Raw genomic sequence first — 15,389 nt, forward strand, 5'->3', positions numbered from 1 at the left:
CCAAACGGTGAACTTCCACTGCTCGTCGTCAGTCAGCTGAAAGGACTCTCATAATCACAGTGGGTGGGCGATGCAGATTTCCTTGCAGCAACAAGTGGCCCTGGTCACCGGCGCCAGCTCCGGCATTGGCGCCGGTGCCGCCAAAGCCCTGGCCGCAGCGGGTGCGGCGGTGGTGCTCAACTACAATTCCCAGGCGGCACCGGCCGAGGCCCTCGCCGCACAGATCAATGCCGCCGGTGGCCGGGCGCTTGCCATCGGTGGCGATGTGTCCAAGGAAGCTGACGTCGAACGCCTGTTCGCCCAGACGCTCGACGCCTTCGGCCACCTGGATATCCTGGTGGCCAACTCCGGCTTGCAAAAAGACGCCAACCTGGTCGACATGACCCTTGAGGACTGGAACACCGTGATCGGCGTCAACCTCACCGGGCAATTCCTTTGTGCCCGTGCGGCCGTGCGTATTTTCAATCGTCAAGGTATTCGCGAAGGCGTGTCCCGCGCCGCCGGTAAAATCATCCATATGAGCTCGGTGCATCAACTCATCCCCTGGGCCGGGCATGTGAATTATGCGGCGTCCAAGGGCGGTGTGGAGATGCTGATGCGCACCCTCGCCCAGGAAGTCAGCGAGCAACGTATCCGCATCAATGGTATTGCGCCCGGCGCTATTCGTACGGCGATCAACCGTGCCGCCACCGAAGGCGCTGCGGAGAAAGAGTTACTCAAATTGATCCCTTATGGCCGTGTCGGTGATGTGCAAGACGTGGCCAATGCGGTGGTATGGCTGGCCAGCGACGCGTCTGATTATGTCGTCGGCAGTACGCTGTTTATCGATGGTGGCATGAGTCTTTATCCGGAGTTTAATGGCAATGGTTGATTTGAAAAGCGAACCCCAAAGCGCCATCGACGCTCACGGCATCATCGGCGACATGCGTAGCGCAGCACTGGTGAACGACCGGGGCACCATCGACTTTTTCTGTTGGCCCGAATTCGACAGCCCGTCGATCTTCTGCGCGCTGCTCGATACGCCCGAGGCCGGAACGTTCCAGCTCACCCCGGACTTGCCCAACGCCCGCCGCGAACAGATCTACCTGCCCGACACCAACGTGCTGCAAACCCGCTGGCTCAGCGACGCGGCGGTGGTAGAAGTCACCGACCTGCTGGCGGTCAGCGAAGAGGTCGACGAGCTGCCTTTGCTGATTCGCCGGGTACGGGTGGTCAGCGGCCAAGCCACCCTGCACCTGCGCTGCGCCGTGCGCCACGACTACGCGCGTGCCAAGACTCGCGCCACAGCCGACGATAGCGGCGTGCTGTTCAGCGCCGACGATCAGCCCGGCCTGCGCCTGGTGGGCAGCCACCCGCTGACCCTCGAAGAACATGCAGCCGTCACCAGTTTCACTCTGGCCCAGGACGAAGGCGCCGAATTCGTGCTCGGTGGCCAGGACGATCCGCGTGTGGTCAATGACTGCACCGACCTGTACCTGGAGCGTACCCTGAAGTACTGGCGTGGCTGGATCTCCCAGTCCAATTACCGTGGGCGCTGGCGTGAAATGGTCAACCGCTCGGCCTTGGCGTTGAAGCTTTTGACCTCGCGCAAGCACGGCGCAATCATCGCCGCCGCTACCTTCGGCCTGCCGGAAACCCCCGGCGGCGAACGCAATTGGGATTACCGCTACACCTGGATCCGCGACGCCTCGTTCACCGTCTACGCGTTCATGCGCCTGGGTTTTGTCGAAGAGGCCAATGCCTACATGCGTTGGCTCAAAGGCCGGGTCAGCGACTGCTGCGGGCAGCCGACCAAGATCAACATCCTCTACGGCATCGACGGTCGCCAGGAACTGCCGGAAACCACACTTGACCATCTGAGCGGCCATGGCGGCGCCCAACCGGTGCGCGTGGGCAATGAAGCGTTTGACCAGATCCAACTGGATATTTACGGCGAACTGATGGACGCGGTGTATCTGGTCAACAAATACGGCGAAGCCATCTCCCACGAAGGCTGGAAACACACGGTGGAAGTGGTCGACCAAGTGTGTGAGATCTGGAACCGCAAAGACGTGGGCATCTGGGAAATGCGCGGCGAGCAGCACCACTTCCTGCATTCGCGCCTGATGTGTTGGGTGGCCGTGGATCGCGCCATTCGCCTGGCGTCCAAACGTTCACTGCCGGCACCGTTCGCCCGCTGGGATCAGACGCGCCAGGCGATCTACGCCGACATCTGGAGCAACTTCTGGAAAGAGGAGCGCGGGCATTTTGTGCAACATACCGGCAGCACCGCGCTGGACGGTTCGATGCTGTTGATGCCGCTGGTGCGCTTTGTAGCGGCGACCGACCCGCGCTGGCTGTCGACACTGGAAGCGATCCAGAAAAGCCTGGTGCGCGACGGCATGGTCTACCGTTATCGCAACGACGACAGCCAGATCGATGGGCTGCAAGGCACCGAGGGCGCGTTTGCCGCTTGCTCATTCTGGTACGTCGAATGCCTGGCCCGCGCCGGCCAAGTGGAAAAAGCCCATCTGGAATTTGAACAGTTGCTGCGTTACGCCAACCCCCTGGGGTTATACGCCGAAGAATTCGACAGCCAGGCCCGGCACCTGGGCAATACGCCCCAGGCTCTAAGCCATTTGGCGTTGATCAGTGCGGCGACGTTTCTAGACCGCAAGCTCAGCGGGGAGAAGACTGTATGGCAACCCTGACCCCCCCTGCCCCATTGCTGTACGTGCGCACCTCTATGTTGGATGTGGCTTACGAGACCCACGGGCCTGTCGAGGGCGAGCCGGTGATTCTGCTTCATGGCTTCCCCTACGACCCACGCGGCTACGACGAGATCGCGCCGGTATTGGCCGAGCGGGGTTATCGGGTGTTGGTGCCATATCTGCGCGGTTATGGCCCGACGCGGTTTATCAACGCCCAGGTCATGCGCTCCGGCCAGCAGGCGGCGCTGGCCAAGGACCTGCTGGATTTCATGGATGCTCTGGCGATCCCCTGGGCTACTCTCGCAGGCTTTGACTGGGGTGGGCGCGCCGCGTGCATTGTCGCGGCGCTGTGGCCGGAACGGGTACGCGGCCTGGTGACCGGCGATGGCTATAACATCCAGGACATCGCCAAGTCGCTCACGCCTCGGGCTGCGGAAACTGAGCATCGTTTGTGGTACCAGTATTACTTTCACACCCAGCGCGGGGTCGACGGTTTGACCGCCAACCGCCGTGAACTCTGCGAGTTGTTATGGCGGCTCTGGTCACCGACCTGGCGTGAAGGGCCAAGCCTGTACGCCAACACCGCGCCATCGTTTGATAACCCGGATTTTGTCGCGGTGGTGATTCACTCCTATCGCCATCGATTCATGTATGCACCGGGTGACCCCGCGCTGGAATTCATCGAGCAGGCATTGGTGCCGCAACCGGCGATCTCGGTGCCGAGCATCTCATTGTGCGGTGCCGACGATGGCGTTGGCCCGCCCTCTCAAGAGGATGAGGATGTGGAGCAATTCAGCGGTTTTTATCGACGGCACGTATTGCCCGGCGTGGGCCACAATGTTTTCCAGGAAGCGCCCAAGGTCACGCTGGATGCCTTGCTGGAATTACTGCAGCGCTGAAAAACGCTCCCGATAAGCCTGGGGCGTCACCGACAGGGCGCGCAGGAAGCTGCGGCGCAATGTCTCTTCACAGCCAAAGCCGCATTGCAGGGCAATGCGTTTGATCGAGGTGGTGCTGTCTGCCAACTGTCGGCGTGCGCTTTCGATACGGATCAGCTCAACAGCGCGCGCCGGGGTTTGGCCGGTTTCGGCTCGGTAGTGACGCACAAAACTACGCTCACTCATGCCGGCCTGCGCCGCCAGGGTGGCGATGTTCAGATCCAGTGTCAGGTGCTCGGCGATCCAGGCGTGCAATTCGGCAAAGCGGCTGTCGCTCTTTTGCAGGGCCAGCGTCACGCTGAATTGCGCCTGCCCGCCCGGGCGCTTGAGGAACACCACCAGGTGACGCGCTACTTCCAGGGCAAAGGCACGCCCCAGATCCTCTTCCAACAGGGCCAGGCACAGGTCGATCCCGGCGGTCACACCGGCCGACGTCCACACTGCGCCTTGCTGGATGAAAATCGGATTGGCCTCCACCGTCAGCGCGGGAAACTTGCGCGCCAGTTCTTCACAGCGCGTCCAGTGCGTGGCCACCCGGCAACCGTCGAGCAAGCCACTGGCTGCCAGCAGAAAAGCTCCGGTGCACACCGAAGCCATGCGCCGTGTGTGGCGGGCCTTTTCCCGCACCCATTGCACCAGCGCCGGGTCTTCGGCAGCGCCATACACGCCCCAGCCACCGGCAATCACCAGGGTGTCGCAAGGCGTGTCGTTGGCGGGCAGCGGTTCGGCCAGCAGCGCCAGACCGGCAGAGGTCATTACCGGTTCAGCCTGGGCGGTGATCACACTCACCGCGTAAGGCAACGCCAAGCCACGCTGGCGTGCCAGGTCATTGGCGGACGCGAACACCTGCAGGGGTCCGGTCACATCCAGCACCTGGACATTCTCGAAGGCGAGTACATGAATGATTCTGGGCATGATTGGCGTGATTAGTGGGCTCAATGGCGTATGCGCCAAAGCCTAGGCTCCTACAGTGAGGTCGTCCACCCCTTTATCGGAGCTTGATTAATGACTTTGCACATCGGCTTTCTGTTATTCCCCGGTATCCAGCAACTGGACCTTACCGGCCCCTATGACGTGCTGGGTTCACTACCCGACGTGAAGCTGCACCTGGTGTGGAAAGACCTGGCGCCGATCACCTCAAGTACCGGCCTGGTATTCACGCCGACCATGACCTATGCCGACTGCCCGACGCTGGACGTGGTGTGCGTGCCCGGCGGTGCAGGCGTGGGCGCGTTGATGGAAGACCCGCAAACCCTGGACTTCCTGAACACACAGGCGCAGACCGCACGTTACATAACCTCGGTATGCACCGGCTCGCTGGTATTAGGGGCGGCGGGTTTGCTGCGCGGTCGCAAGGCCACCACCCACTGGGCTTACCACGACCTGCTCGCGCCGCTCGGCGCCATCCCCGTGCAGGAACGTGTGGTGCGTGACGGCAACCTGTTTACGGGCGGAGGGATCACGGCGGGAATCGACTTTGCGTTGACCCTGGCGGCCGAGTTGTATAGCGAAGCGGCGGCGCAACTGGTGCAGTTGCAGATCGAATATGCGCCGGCGCCGCCGTTCGACTCAGGCAGCCCGGAGACTGCGCCCAGGCATGTGCTGGAGGAAGCCAACAAGCGCACGGTAGAGTCACGCAGAGTGCGTGGGGAGATTGTGACCCGAGCGGCTGCGCGGTTGGGTTGAATGTTCATCCGTGGCGAGGGAGCAAGCTCCCTCACCACAAAAAAGCTTGCTTGGCGTCCAGCGTGTCTTCAGGCAGGACGAGACATCACCGCCAAACGCACAGCCAACGCCATCAACACTGCCGCCAAACCCCACTTCTGCAGCCAGGCGCTTTTTGAGCGCTTGGCGAAGAAGCGACTGAGCGCACCGCCAAACATCCCCAGCAGCGCGTGAAACACGCCTGCAATCAGCGTCAGCACGCCACCCAGCACCATTAATTGAACGGCGATGGGCCCAGCCTCCGGTTGCACAAACTGTGGCAGGAACACCATGAAAAACAACAGCGCCTTGGGGTTGAGCAAACTGTTGAGCATGGCCTGTAGAAATACCCGGCCCAGGGCCACGCGGTCGACGTGCGCAGTGTCCGGCCCGGAGCGCGTCTGCAAGGTCTTGAACACCAGCCACAACAGGTAGATCACACCGGCGTAACGAATCAAGTCAAACGCTGGCGGCCAACTGGCGACCAACGCCGTCACCCCCATGACGGTCAACGCCGTCAGCAACAGGTCTGCCACAGCGATGCCCAGGGCCGACGCACAGCCTCCGCGCCAGCCATGGGTCACACCATGGCTGATCACAAACGCCATATTTGGCCCCGGTGATAGCAGCAACAGCAAAACAGCGCCGGAAAAAACCGCAAGAGTGACGAGGCTGATCATGGGTGAACCGTCCGCCGGGAAAAGCCCAGATTAATCGGCGAGTACAGGGCACACAAAAAATTGTGCTGGATACATTGCTTGCGCAGAAAACCAGGTGATTGCTGAATGCCACGATCAACGTCTAGAATGCGAAACATTATCAATTAAGTTTGCTGCGCCGGGATGACCATGTCGAGCGATCACCCTCTGGACCCTGCCGCCATCGGCCAGCTTTACCAGGCCCACCATTCCTGGCTGCGCGGCTGGTTGAGCCGGCGCACCGGCTGCCGTGAACACGCCGCCGATCTGGCGCAGGAAACCTTTGTGCGCCTGCTCAACGCACGCAAGCACCAGACCTTGCAGCAGCCGCGGGCCTATTTAAGTAGCATTGCGCGCAGCTTGATGATCGACCAATACCGGCGTCGCGAGCTGGAACGCGCCTATCTGGAAAGCCTGGCGCACTTCCCCCAAGTCGAGGTGCCGAGCGAAGAAACCCGCTTGCTGATCCTCGACAGCCTGGAGCGGATCGACCGTTTGCTCGATCAGCTCAAGCCGCGGGTGCGCGAGGCGTTCCTGTTGGCGCAACTGGACGGCCTGACCTGCCCGCAAATCGCCCTGCGCCTGGGCGTATCCAGGGCCACGGTGGAACGTGACCTGTCCAAGGCGCTGCACGCCTGTTATCGGTTGCGCTATGCCGAACTCTGACCCGCGCCTGGTGGACCAAGCCATCCAGTGGATGATCAAGCTGCGTTTCAACGTCGCCGACGACGCCAGCACCGCGGCCTTTGAGCAGTGGTTGCAGCGCAGCGCAGCACATCAGCAGGCCTGGCAGCGGGTAGCGGCCATGGATGACGATTTCAAGCAACTACCGGCGCATGTCAGTCGCCATGCACTGGATGGCGCGCGCCAACGCATCAGTCGGCGTGAAGGCTTGAAGGTGCTGGGGTTGTTTGCCGGCGCCTCCGGCCTCGCCTGGCTGGGTCGCGACTACACCCCCCTGCCCGCGCTTATGGCCGACTACCGCACTGCCACCGGTGAGCGGCGCTGGGTGGCATTGGGCGATGGCAGCAAAGTCCAGCTCAACAGCGCCAGCGCCTTCGATATCGCGCTGAGCGCCGAAAGCCGGCTGGTGAACCTGCATCAGGGTGAACTGCTGATCGATACCGGCGCCGACAATCGCCCGTTCTGGATACACACCCGCGACGGTTACCTGCGCGCCCTCGGCACGCGCTTGCTGGTGCGCGAAGAGTCAGCAGGCACGTTATTGGCCGTGCAACAAGGCGCGGTGGCGGTATTTTCCGGCAGCCATGACACCACTGCGCGCCGGGTGATCAAGCCCGGCGAACAGGTGCTGTTCAACCGCGGCGGCATTCGCCCTTCACCCGCCAACGGCCTGGACCCCTGGGCCTGGAGTGACGGCGTGATCAGCGCTCACAATATGCGCCTGGATGACTTCCTGGCCGAATTGGGCCGTTACCGCAACGGGCTGGTGCGTTGCGGCGAAGCGGTGGCCGGGCTGCGGGTCTCGGGCACCTACCAACTGGATGACACTGACCAGGTACTCAAACTGGTGGCCCAATCGTTGCCGGTTGCTGTGACCTACCGCAGCCGTTATTGGGTGACCGTCTCCGCTCGGGTTTAACCGACTGAAAATAAATGAGGTGAATTCTCATTGCCGCTCGACCTGTAAGGAAAGGCCGATCAACAGGCCGGTTTTGTCCACTTTCCTAAGGAGCATCCCGCGGTCATGCAAGCGTTCCCCTCCAAACGTTCACCTCTCAGACACGCCGTCAACGCCCTCCTCCTCGGCGCGAGCGTGGCGGCCAGCGCCCTGCCCTATACCGCAAGTGCCCAAGAGCCCGGCAACGAGCGCCCGGCCCGCGCCTGGGATATTGCCCCTGGCCCTCTGGCCGGCGCCCTTGATCAATTTGCGCGGCAGGCCGGTATCAGCCTGTCATATGACGCGGGCAGCGTGGCCGGCAAAAACAGCCCGGGGCTGAACGGTACCCTGGACCCACAATCAGCCCTGAGCCGGTTGCTTCAGGGCCAGGGGTTGCAGGCTCAAAGCCAGGGCCAGAACGCTTGGTTGCTGTTGCCTCAGCAGCAAGACAGCTCGGCGCTGAACCTGGGCGCCACCACCATCACAGGTGATCGCCTGGGCGCCACCACCGAAGGCAGCGGCTCCTACACCACCGGTGCGGTGACCATCGGCAAGGGTGAACAAAGCCTGCGACACACCCCGCAATCGGTGAGCGTGATGACCCGCAAGCTGATGGATGACCAGAACATCACCACTATCGACCAATTGCTGGAGCGCACGCCAGGGATCACCAGCTACGAGTCGCCCATGGGCGGCAAGTATTTTTACTCCCGGGGCTTCAAGATGCTCGGTCAGTACCAGTTCGATGGTGTGCCGCTGGACATCGGCAAGGACTACATACAGGCCGACAGTTTCAGCGCGAACATGGCGATTTATGACCGGGTGGAGGTGCTAAAAGGCGCCGCCGGTATGCTCAAGGGCGCCGGCACCGCCAGCGGTGCAGTGAACTTCGTGCGCAAGCGGCCCCAAGCCACCCCGACCACCAGCCTCGGGCTGTCAGCGGGCACCTGGGATAACTACCACGCCGAACTCGACACCGGCGGCCCGTTGAACGACAGCGGCACGGTGCGTGGCCGCGCGGCGGTCAGCCAACAGAATCGCGGTTCCTACATGGACCTTGCCAAGCGCCAGGACCAAGCGTTTTACGCAGCCCTGGACATGGATGTCACACCCGACACCACCCTGGGCTTCGGTGCCAGCCATGAGGATGTCGACGCCACGCCGTGCTGGAGCGGCCTGCCGCGCTACCGCGACGGCAAAAGCCTCGGCCTGAGCCGCTCCACCTGCCTGGGCCAGGCCTGGAACGATTGGCAAAGCCAGCGCACCACGCTGTTCGCCGATCTGACCCATCACTTCAACGACAACTGGAAACTCAAAGTCAGCGCCGTGCATAGCCGCAACCTGCAAGATATCAAATATGCCGCCAGTGAAAGCACCGTGGACTATGGCGACCCGGCGCCTACGCTCACCAGTTACGCCGCACTGCTGGATTACGATCACAAGGACTACGGCCTGGATGCCTATATCGACGGTCAATTCGAGGCGTTTGGCCTGCAACATGAATTGATCCTCGGCGCCAACGGTAGTCGTGGCACCCAGGACGATGTCTACGCGATCCGCAACCTGCCCCAGCGCCAAAGCGTTTTCAACCCCAACCACCACTTCCCGGAACCTGCCGACGATACCTTCTGGCCCAACATGTATCGAGGCGGCACCGTCAACGAGACCGCCACGCAATACGGCGCCTACGCCACCTTGCGCCTGCGCCTGGCCGAGCCCCTGATGCTGGTCCTCGGCAGTCGCGTCAGTTGGTACGAAAACCGCCGCAAATCCCTGAACCTGGCGTGGGGCGAGTGGGCCGATCAAGACGCACGCACCAAGGAAACCGGCGTGGTAACGCCGTTTGGCGCGTTGATCTATGACCTCAATGACAATCTCTCGGTATACGCCAGCTACGCCGATATTTTCCAGCCACAAAGCTCCTACGCCACCGTCAGCGGTTCGGCCCTCAAGCCAAAAATGGGCGAAAACTACGAGCTTGGCATCAAGGGTGAGTGGTTTGACGGGCGCTTGAACAGTTCCCTGGCAGTGTTCCGCGCAATCGAAAAGAATGCCGCCCAAACCGACTTCGAGACCCGTTGCGGCAGCTCCTCCGACGGCTACTGCTACACCGACACAGGCAAAGTTCGCGCCCAAGGGGTGGAGGCCGAGCTCAGTGGTGAATTGCTCGAACGCCTGCAAGTGTTCGGCGGCTATACCTACACGCAGACCAAGAACCTTAAGAACATCGATAGCACAGCCGAAGGCGCGGTATCCAACACCTACGTGCCACGGCATATGCTCAGGTTGTGGGGCGACTATCAGTTGGACGGTGCGCTGTCGAAATGGACAGTCGGTGCAGGGGTTAACGCCCAAAGCAGCAACTACCGACTGCAAACCATCAAGCTTGAACAAGCCGGATATGCGTTGTGGAATGCGCGCCTGGCGTATCAGGTAGACGACACCTGGACCGTGGCGCTCAACGGCAACAACCTGTTTGATAAAAACTACTACCAGACCGTAGGCACAGCCGGTTGGGGCAATCTCTACGGAGAGCCGCGCAACCTGACGCTGAGCCTCAAAGGCAACTTCTAAGCACTGCACATTCCCTCCTGTAGGAGCGAACTTGCTCGCGAAAACCTCACAGACGCCGCGTTTATCCAGGAAACACGCGTTATCGTTGACGTTTTCGCGAGCAAGCTCGCTCCTACTAAAAAGCCTTGCCCTTTCCCTCCTACAACGTCAGAAAGCTTTTTTTCGCCGTCAGGCAAATCCCCATGTTTGTTCCTACACTCCAAAAAGCCACCATCAATTCTCGATTATTCTGAAAGCCCCCCACCAATGTCAATAAAGCGTCATATCATGGGGACCTTATGAGAGCCATTGACGGCAACGGCGAAAAAAGCCAAATCATTGACACGGAACCTCAAGGAAGCCACTATTTAGCCATCACCCCGTAAATTCCTGCGCACGAACAGGCATTACGTATTACCCAGCGACAGCAGTCGTTCGATTTGCACCACTTGTAAAGCACACCTGCCTTATGGATGAGCAAACGAACAGGAACGTTCTGGTGGTGTATTGAGGATCTGATCTATGCGCGGTAAATCGTCGGTCGATAGCCTGTTTTTGACTCGCCCCGGTTTCGTTGAGTTTTTTGTCGTCTTTGTAAAACTGATCCACGGCCTCACTGCTGTGGTGCCGGCAATTATCCTGTTGTTCTATCCGGAACCTGTCGCCGAGCACATGCGCAACCACTACCTGGGCCTGCTGGTGTTCTTTGCGCTGCTGACCATCATTCTGTTCCAGGCCCTGGGGGTGTACTCCGAGGATCTGTTCAGCAATCGCCTGCGTTTTCGCGTGATGCTGGTGGCCTGGGTCTCGGCGTTTTGCATCCTGCTGTTCATGTACCAGATCCTGCTCCTGTTCCCACAGTTGAGCCCACGCAACCTGGCGGCCTGGTTCTCCATGAGCCTGGTGCTGTTTGGCGTGGAGCGGATATTGATGCTGCGCCTGTATCGCCATTTGATGAAGAACGGCAAGTTCTTGCAGCGCACGGTGATCCTGGGTTTTACCGAGACGGCGGTGCACGTGGCTGAACACCTGTCACGAAACAGTGATATCCGTTCCGGACTGATCGGCTTTATCGACGACCGTACCGAGCGCATTCCCAAGAAATTGAGCCGCCTGCCCTTGCTGGGCAATACCCGCGACCTGGAAAAGCTGATCCGCTCCGAACAGGTCAACCAGGTCATGATCACCCTGCCCTGGGCCGCCGAACAGCGCATCAATGGCTTGGTCAAGCGCCTGCGGCAGATGTCGGTGAACGTCATGCTGGTGCCAGACATGGCCGCCTTGCGCTATGGCCATAACCGCATCACCGATGTGGGCGGCATCCTGATGTTCAACACGTCACAGTTGCCACTGCGCGGCTGGTCGCCCTTTATCAAGCGTTGCGAAGACCTGCTGCTGGCCAGCATGGGCCTGTTGCTGTTGTCACCGCTGATGCTAGTGACCGCTATCGCGATCAAACTCGACTCCAAGGGCCCGGTGCTGTTTCGCCAGAAGCGCTTTGGCTACAACGACAACCTGATTCGCGTGTTCAAGTTCCGCTCGATGTATGTCGAGCAGACCGACCTCAACGCCGAGAACCAGACCACGCGCCTGGACCCACGCATCACCCGGGTAGGCAGGATCATTCGCAAGACCAGCATCGATGAGCTGCCACAACTGTTCAACGTGCTGCTGGGCAATATGTCGATGGTCGGCCCACGCCCCCACGCCACGGCCACCAAGGCCGCCGGTATTCCGTTCGAGCAAGCGGTCAGCGAATACAGCTCGCGCCATCGGGTCAAGCCGGGCATCACCGGCTGGGCGCAGATCAACGGCTACCGCGGCGAGACCGACACCCTGTTCAAGATCCAGAAGCGGGTCGAATACGACCTGGAATACATCGCCAAATGGTCGGTGTGGCTGGATCTGTACATCGTTTTCATGACGATTCCTGCCGTTCTTTCCACCAAGGAAGTCTATTGATGAACCCACTTAACGGCTTGATTCCCTGCATCATCTCCGGTGGTTCGGGCACGCGGCTGTGGCCGGTTTCGCGGCAGAACATGCCCAAGCCCTTCATGCGCATGCGTGACGACCAGAGCCTGTTGCAGAAGACCTTCCTGCGCGCCAGTCACTTGCCGGGGGTGGACAGCATCCTGACGGTAACCAACCGCGACCTGCTGTTTCGCACCCTTGACGACTACCGCGCGGTGAACACCCAGCGATTAGCCCTCGACCTGCTGTTGGAGCCCTTTGGCCGTAACACCGCCGCCGCCATCGCCGTGGCCGCCTTGCATGTGCAGGAACATTTCGGCGCTGACGCGCAGCTGCTGGTGATGCCCGCCGACCACCTGATCCTCGATGAAAGCGCTTTTGCCCAAGCAGTGGAAAAAGCCCGCGCACTGGCCGAGGCCGGTTATCTGGTGACCTTTGGTATCCAGCCTGACCGTGCGGAAACCGGCTTTGGCTATATAGAACAAGGGGCGCCGCTGGGTGCTGGGTTCCAGGTCCAGCGCTTTGTCGAAAAACCCGACCAGGCCACCGCCCAAGGCTACCTGGACGGCGGCAAGCACCTGTGGAATGCCGGAATGTTCTGCTTCAAGGCTGGCACTGTGCTGGACGAATTGACCCGCCACGCACCGCAGGTCCTGGACGCAGCCAAGGCCGCACTGGAGCACAGCCAGAGCCTGCAAAACAGCAGCAGTCGCCAGCGCGAACTGAGCCCGGAAGGTTTTGGCACCGCACCGGATATCTCCATCGACGTGGCCCTTATGGAAAAATCCACTCAGGTCGCGGTGGTGCCCTGCAACATTGGCTGGAGCGATATCGGCTCCTGGGAAGCCCTGCGCGAACTCTCCCCCAGTGACGACAATGGCAACCAGATCAATGGCGAGGCCATCTTGCACGACGTGCATAACTGCTATATCGATTCGCCCAAGCGCGTACTCGGTGCAGTGGGCGTGCGCGACCTGATCATCGTCGACACCCCGGACGCACTGCTGATCGCTGACGCCCACCGCAGCCAGGATGTGCGGTATATCGTCGCCGAACTCAAGCGCCAGAATCACCCGGCGTTCAGCCTTCATCGCACCGTCACCCGCCCCTGGGGCACCTACACGGTGCTGGAAGAAAGCACGCGGTTCAAGATCAAGCGCATCGTGGTCAAGCCCAAAGGCTCGCTGTCCCTGCAAATGCACCATCACCGCAGCGAGCATTGGGTGGTGGTCAGCGGCGCAGCGATGATCACCAATGGCGAGCGGGAAATCCTGCTCAACATGAACGAGTCCACCTACATTCCTGCCGGGCACAAACACCGCCTGACCAACCCCGGCATCATCGACCTGGTGATGATCGAGGTACAGAGCGGTGAGTACCTGGGTGAAGACGACATCGTGCGCTATGACGACATCTACGGCCGTGCGCCGGTTGAAGTGAAACCCTGATGCGTACCTCCCTGATCATCCCCACCCGCAATGCGGCCAGCCATCTGGACCGCTTGCTGCCTGCCCTGCGCATGCAGACCTTGCAACCGGACGAGATGCTGGTGGTCGACAGCGCCTCCAGCGATGACACCGTGGCGCGCTTGCGCGAATTCGGCGCGCGCGTGGAAGTGATCGATGCCGGTGATTTCAATCACGGTGGCACCCGGCGCTGGGCCAGCGAGCAGGTGGGTGGCGACGCGTTGATCGTCATGACCCAGGACGCAATCCCCGCCACCGCCGAGACCTTCGCCAACCTGATCGCCGAGCTGCAACTGGAGCCGCTCAATGGCGTGGCCTATGGCAGGCAACTGCCGCACCCCGGTGCAGGTGTGCTGGGCGCCCAGTCGCGGCACTTCAATTACCCAGCGAGCAGCCGCAGCAAAAGCCTGGCCGATGCACCGCACCTGGGGATCAAGACCTGCTTCAGCTCCGACTCGTTTTCGGTGTACCGGCGCAGCGCGCTGCAGGCGGTGGGCGGCTTCCCCCAGGATGTGATCGGCAGCGAAGACGCCTACGTCGCCGCACGCATGTTGCTGGCCGGCTACCAGGTGCGCTACGCCGCCAGCGCGCTGGTGTATCACTCCCACGATTACCGCTTGCTGGAAGAGTTTCGCCGCTACTTCGATATCGGTGTGTTCTACGGCCGCGAGCCGTGGATTCGCCAGGCGTTTGGCGACGCCGGCGGTGAAGGCAAACGTTATGTACTGGCCGAACTGCGCGCATTGCGCGAGGCCAATGCGCTGCACCGCGCGCCCGAAGTGGTGGTGCGCAGTGCCTTTAAATTGCTGGGTTATCGCCTCGGCCACCTTGAACGCTACTTGCCCAACTCGCTTAAACGGCGCCTGGGCATGTTTTCCACCTACTGGACTTGAGCCGTCATGAAGACTATCAACCGACGTTCCCGTCTTACCCTGTTCAGCCTCTTGAGCGCCTCAATCTGGCTGGCGGGTTGTTCGACCCCCGCGCGGGTGCCGCTTCCTGACAACAATACGCTCAAGGCCGGCCATCAAGCGGCGCTGACCCTGGCCGACCTGCCACCGCCGCAGGTGCTGATCCAGAGCGGCGACTCGCTGCGGATCGTGCGTGATGCCCAGGAACCGGCGGCGGCCGATGATATGACCCTGTTCGTGGTGCGCCCCGACGGCGTGATCTCGGTGCCCAATATTGGCCGGGTCAAGGCCGCCTTGCGCACGCCCGAAGACCTGGGCAAGGAAATCACCGAGAAGTACAAGCGCATCTACCGTGAACCGGCGGTGACGGTAAACATCGCCAGCGCACCGAGCAACAAGGTGTTTATCGGCGGTGCGGTGCCCAACCCGGCATTTTTTGACCTGGCCGGCAACGTCAGCGTCGAGCAGGCGCTGCTCAGTTCCGGTGGTGTATTGCCCTCGGCGGATGCCTCCAACGTGGCCTTGATGCGCACCGGCCCGGATGGCAAGTACAGGACGTATTTCATCAGCCTGGAAAGCATGTTGACCAACGCCAATCACCCACGGGTGGCGTTGCAGCGCGGCGACTTGATCTTTGTGCCGCAGTCGGGCATCGGCGCGACGGTGGAGGCCGTGGATATGTACTTCACCAAGCTGTTTCCGATCAACAAGGGGATTGGTATTGGCTTGAATTACGACCTGAACAAGAGCGACGTAAAAAACAGCGGCAACACCATCTACAACAACCCAACCATTAACGCAGGCCAAGGATTATGAAGCGGGCTTCGTATCACT

The 15,389-nt window shown here is 61.0% G+C and carries 13 protein-coding genes; 11 read left to right on the forward strand and 2 right to left on the reverse strand.

Going from position 1 to position 15,389, the window contains the following annotated elements; genetic code table 11:
• Positions 1–70: 70 nt before the first annotated feature.
• Genes ASD70_RS07935 through ASD70_RS07945 form a run of 3 tightly spaced genes read left to right on the forward strand, consistent with a single transcriptional unit; the run spans position 71 to position 3,589 of the window.
• Positions 71–871 carry a glucose 1-dehydrogenase gene (locus ASD70_RS07935; protein ID WP_046068981.1) on the forward strand — a complete coding sequence of 267 codons (801 nt, stop codon included), beginning with the start codon at positions 71–73 and terminating at the stop codon, positions 869–871.
• Positions 864–2,690: a glycoside hydrolase family 15 protein gene (locus ASD70_RS07940; protein WP_056846118.1), complete on the forward strand. Its 1,827-nt coding sequence runs from the start codon at positions 864–866 to the stop codon at positions 2,688–2,690. Before ASD70_RS07935 ends, ASD70_RS07940 begins: the two co-directional genes overlap by 8 nt.
• The gene (locus tag ASD70_RS07945; protein ID WP_056846119.1) at positions 2,678–3,589 is read left to right on the forward strand and encodes an alpha/beta fold hydrolase; all 912 of its coding nucleotides are present in this window, start codon (positions 2,678–2,680) and stop codon (positions 3,587–3,589) included. Before ASD70_RS07940 ends, ASD70_RS07945 begins: the two co-directional genes overlap by 13 nt.
• Here the strand turns inward: ASD70_RS07945 and ASD70_RS07950 are convergent.
• Complete coding sequence (locus ASD70_RS07950; RefSeq protein ID WP_046068984.1) at positions 3,575–4,543, reverse strand: GlxA family transcriptional regulator; 969 nt, start codon at positions 4,541–4,543, stop codon at positions 3,575–3,577. The two genes, ASD70_RS07945 and ASD70_RS07950, sit on opposite strands and share 15 nt — an antisense overlap.
• A gap of 90 nt (positions 4,544–4,633) precedes the next feature.
• Between ASD70_RS07950 and inhA the strand changes: the two genes are divergently transcribed.
• Entirely contained in the window at positions 4,634–5,314 is a 681-nt protein-coding gene (inhA, locus tag ASD70_RS07955) for an isonitrile hydratase (RefSeq protein ID WP_056846120.1), read from the forward strand.
• A 68-nt stretch (positions 5,315–5,382) separates the two neighbouring features.
• Here inhA and ASD70_RS07960 read toward each other — a convergent pair whose 3' ends face one another.
• Positions 5,383–6,012, reverse strand: a complete 630-nt coding sequence (locus tag ASD70_RS07960) for a LysE family translocator (protein ID WP_046068986.1) — start codon at positions 6,010–6,012, stop codon at positions 5,383–5,385.
• A gap of 168 nt (positions 6,013–6,180) precedes the next feature.
• Between ASD70_RS07960 and ASD70_RS07965 the strand changes: the two genes are divergently transcribed.
• From ASD70_RS07965 to ASD70_RS07995, 7 genes are all read left to right on the forward strand, one after another.
• A complete protein-coding gene (locus ASD70_RS07965; RefSeq protein WP_046072525.1) occupies positions 6,181–6,696 on the forward strand; it encodes a sigma-70 family RNA polymerase sigma factor in 516 nt (171 codons plus the stop codon).
• Positions 6,683–7,633, forward strand: a complete 951-nt coding sequence (locus tag ASD70_RS07970; RefSeq protein ID WP_056846121.1) for a FecR domain-containing protein — start codon at positions 6,683–6,685, stop codon at positions 7,631–7,633. The genes ASD70_RS07965 and ASD70_RS07970 overlap by 14 nt, the downstream gene beginning before the upstream one ends.
• A gap of 105 nt (positions 7,634–7,738) precedes the next feature.
• Positions 7,739–10,225, forward strand: coding sequence for a TonB-dependent siderophore receptor (locus ASD70_RS07975; RefSeq protein WP_056846122.1), 2,487 nt, complete (start codon positions 7,739–7,741; stop codon positions 10,223–10,225).
• 501 nt (positions 10,226–10,726) lie between these two features.
• Positions 10,727–12,166, forward strand: coding sequence for an undecaprenyl-phosphate glucose phosphotransferase (locus tag ASD70_RS07980; protein ID WP_056846123.1), 1,440 nt, complete (start codon positions 10,727–10,729; stop codon positions 12,164–12,166).
• On the forward strand, positions 12,166–13,626 hold the full coding sequence (locus ASD70_RS07985) for a mannose-1-phosphate guanylyltransferase/mannose-6-phosphate isomerase (RefSeq protein WP_056846124.1): 1,461 nt from the start codon (positions 12,166–12,168) through the stop codon (positions 13,624–13,626). Before ASD70_RS07980 ends, ASD70_RS07985 begins: the two co-directional genes overlap by 1 nt.
• On the forward strand, positions 13,626–14,537 hold the full coding sequence (locus tag ASD70_RS07990) for a glycosyltransferase family 2 protein (protein ID WP_056846125.1): 912 nt from the start codon (positions 13,626–13,628) through the stop codon (positions 14,535–14,537). The genes ASD70_RS07985 and ASD70_RS07990 overlap by 1 nt, the downstream gene beginning before the upstream one ends.
• Before the next feature lie 6 nt (positions 14,538–14,543).
• Positions 14,544–15,371 (forward strand): polysaccharide biosynthesis/export family protein, encoded by an 828-nt coding sequence (locus ASD70_RS07995; RefSeq protein ID WP_046068992.1) that lies wholly within the window; start codon positions 14,544–14,546, stop codon positions 15,369–15,371.
• Positions 15,372–15,389: the final 18 nt, after the last annotated feature.

Source organism: Pseudomonas sp. Root569, assembly GCF_001427465.1.
Taxonomy (GTDB): Bacteria; Pseudomonadota; Gammaproteobacteria; order Pseudomonadales; family Pseudomonadaceae; genus Aquipseudomonas; species Aquipseudomonas synxantha.

Coding starts and splice junctions, on each gene's coding strand:
- ASD70_RS07975 (WP_056846122.1), top strand. CDS start 7,739: ATGCAAGCGTTCCCCTCCAAACGTTCACCTCTCAGACACGCCGTCAAC.
- ASD70_RS07990 (WP_056846125.1), top strand. CDS start 13,626: ATGCGTACCTCCCTGATCATCCCCACCCGCAATGCGGCCAGCCATCTG.
- ASD70_RS07950 (WP_046068984.1), bottom strand. CDS start 4,543: ATGCCCAGAATCATTCATGTACTCGCCTTCGAGAATGTCCAGGTGCTG.
- ASD70_RS07995 (WP_046068992.1), top strand. CDS start 14,544: ATGAAGACTATCAACCGACGTTCCCGTCTTACCCTGTTCAGCCTCTTG.
- ASD70_RS07945 (WP_056846119.1), top strand. CDS start 2,678: ATGGCAACCCTGACCCCCCCTGCCCCATTGCTGTACGTGCGCACCTCT.
- ASD70_RS07960 (WP_046068986.1), bottom strand. CDS start 6,012: ATGATCAGCCTCGTCACTCTTGCGGTTTTTTCCGGCGCTGTTTTGCTG.
- ASD70_RS07965 (WP_046072525.1), top strand. CDS start 6,181: ATGTCGAGCGATCACCCTCTGGACCCTGCCGCCATCGGCCAGCTTTAC.
- ASD70_RS07985 (WP_056846124.1), top strand. CDS start 12,166: ATGAACCCACTTAACGGCTTGATTCCCTGCATCATCTCCGGTGGTTCG.
- inhA (WP_056846120.1), top strand. CDS start 4,634: ATGACTTTGCACATCGGCTTTCTGTTATTCCCCGGTATCCAGCAACTG.
- ASD70_RS07980 (WP_056846123.1), top strand. CDS start 10,727: ATGCGCGGTAAATCGTCGGTCGATAGCCTGTTTTTGACTCGCCCCGGT.
- ASD70_RS07935 (WP_046068981.1), top strand. CDS start 71: ATGCAGATTTCCTTGCAGCAACAAGTGGCCCTGGTCACCGGCGCCAGC.
- ASD70_RS07940 (WP_056846118.1), top strand. CDS start 864: ATGGTTGATTTGAAAAGCGAACCCCAAAGCGCCATCGACGCTCACGGC.
- ASD70_RS07970 (WP_056846121.1), top strand. CDS start 6,683: ATGCCGAACTCTGACCCGCGCCTGGTGGACCAAGCCATCCAGTGGATG.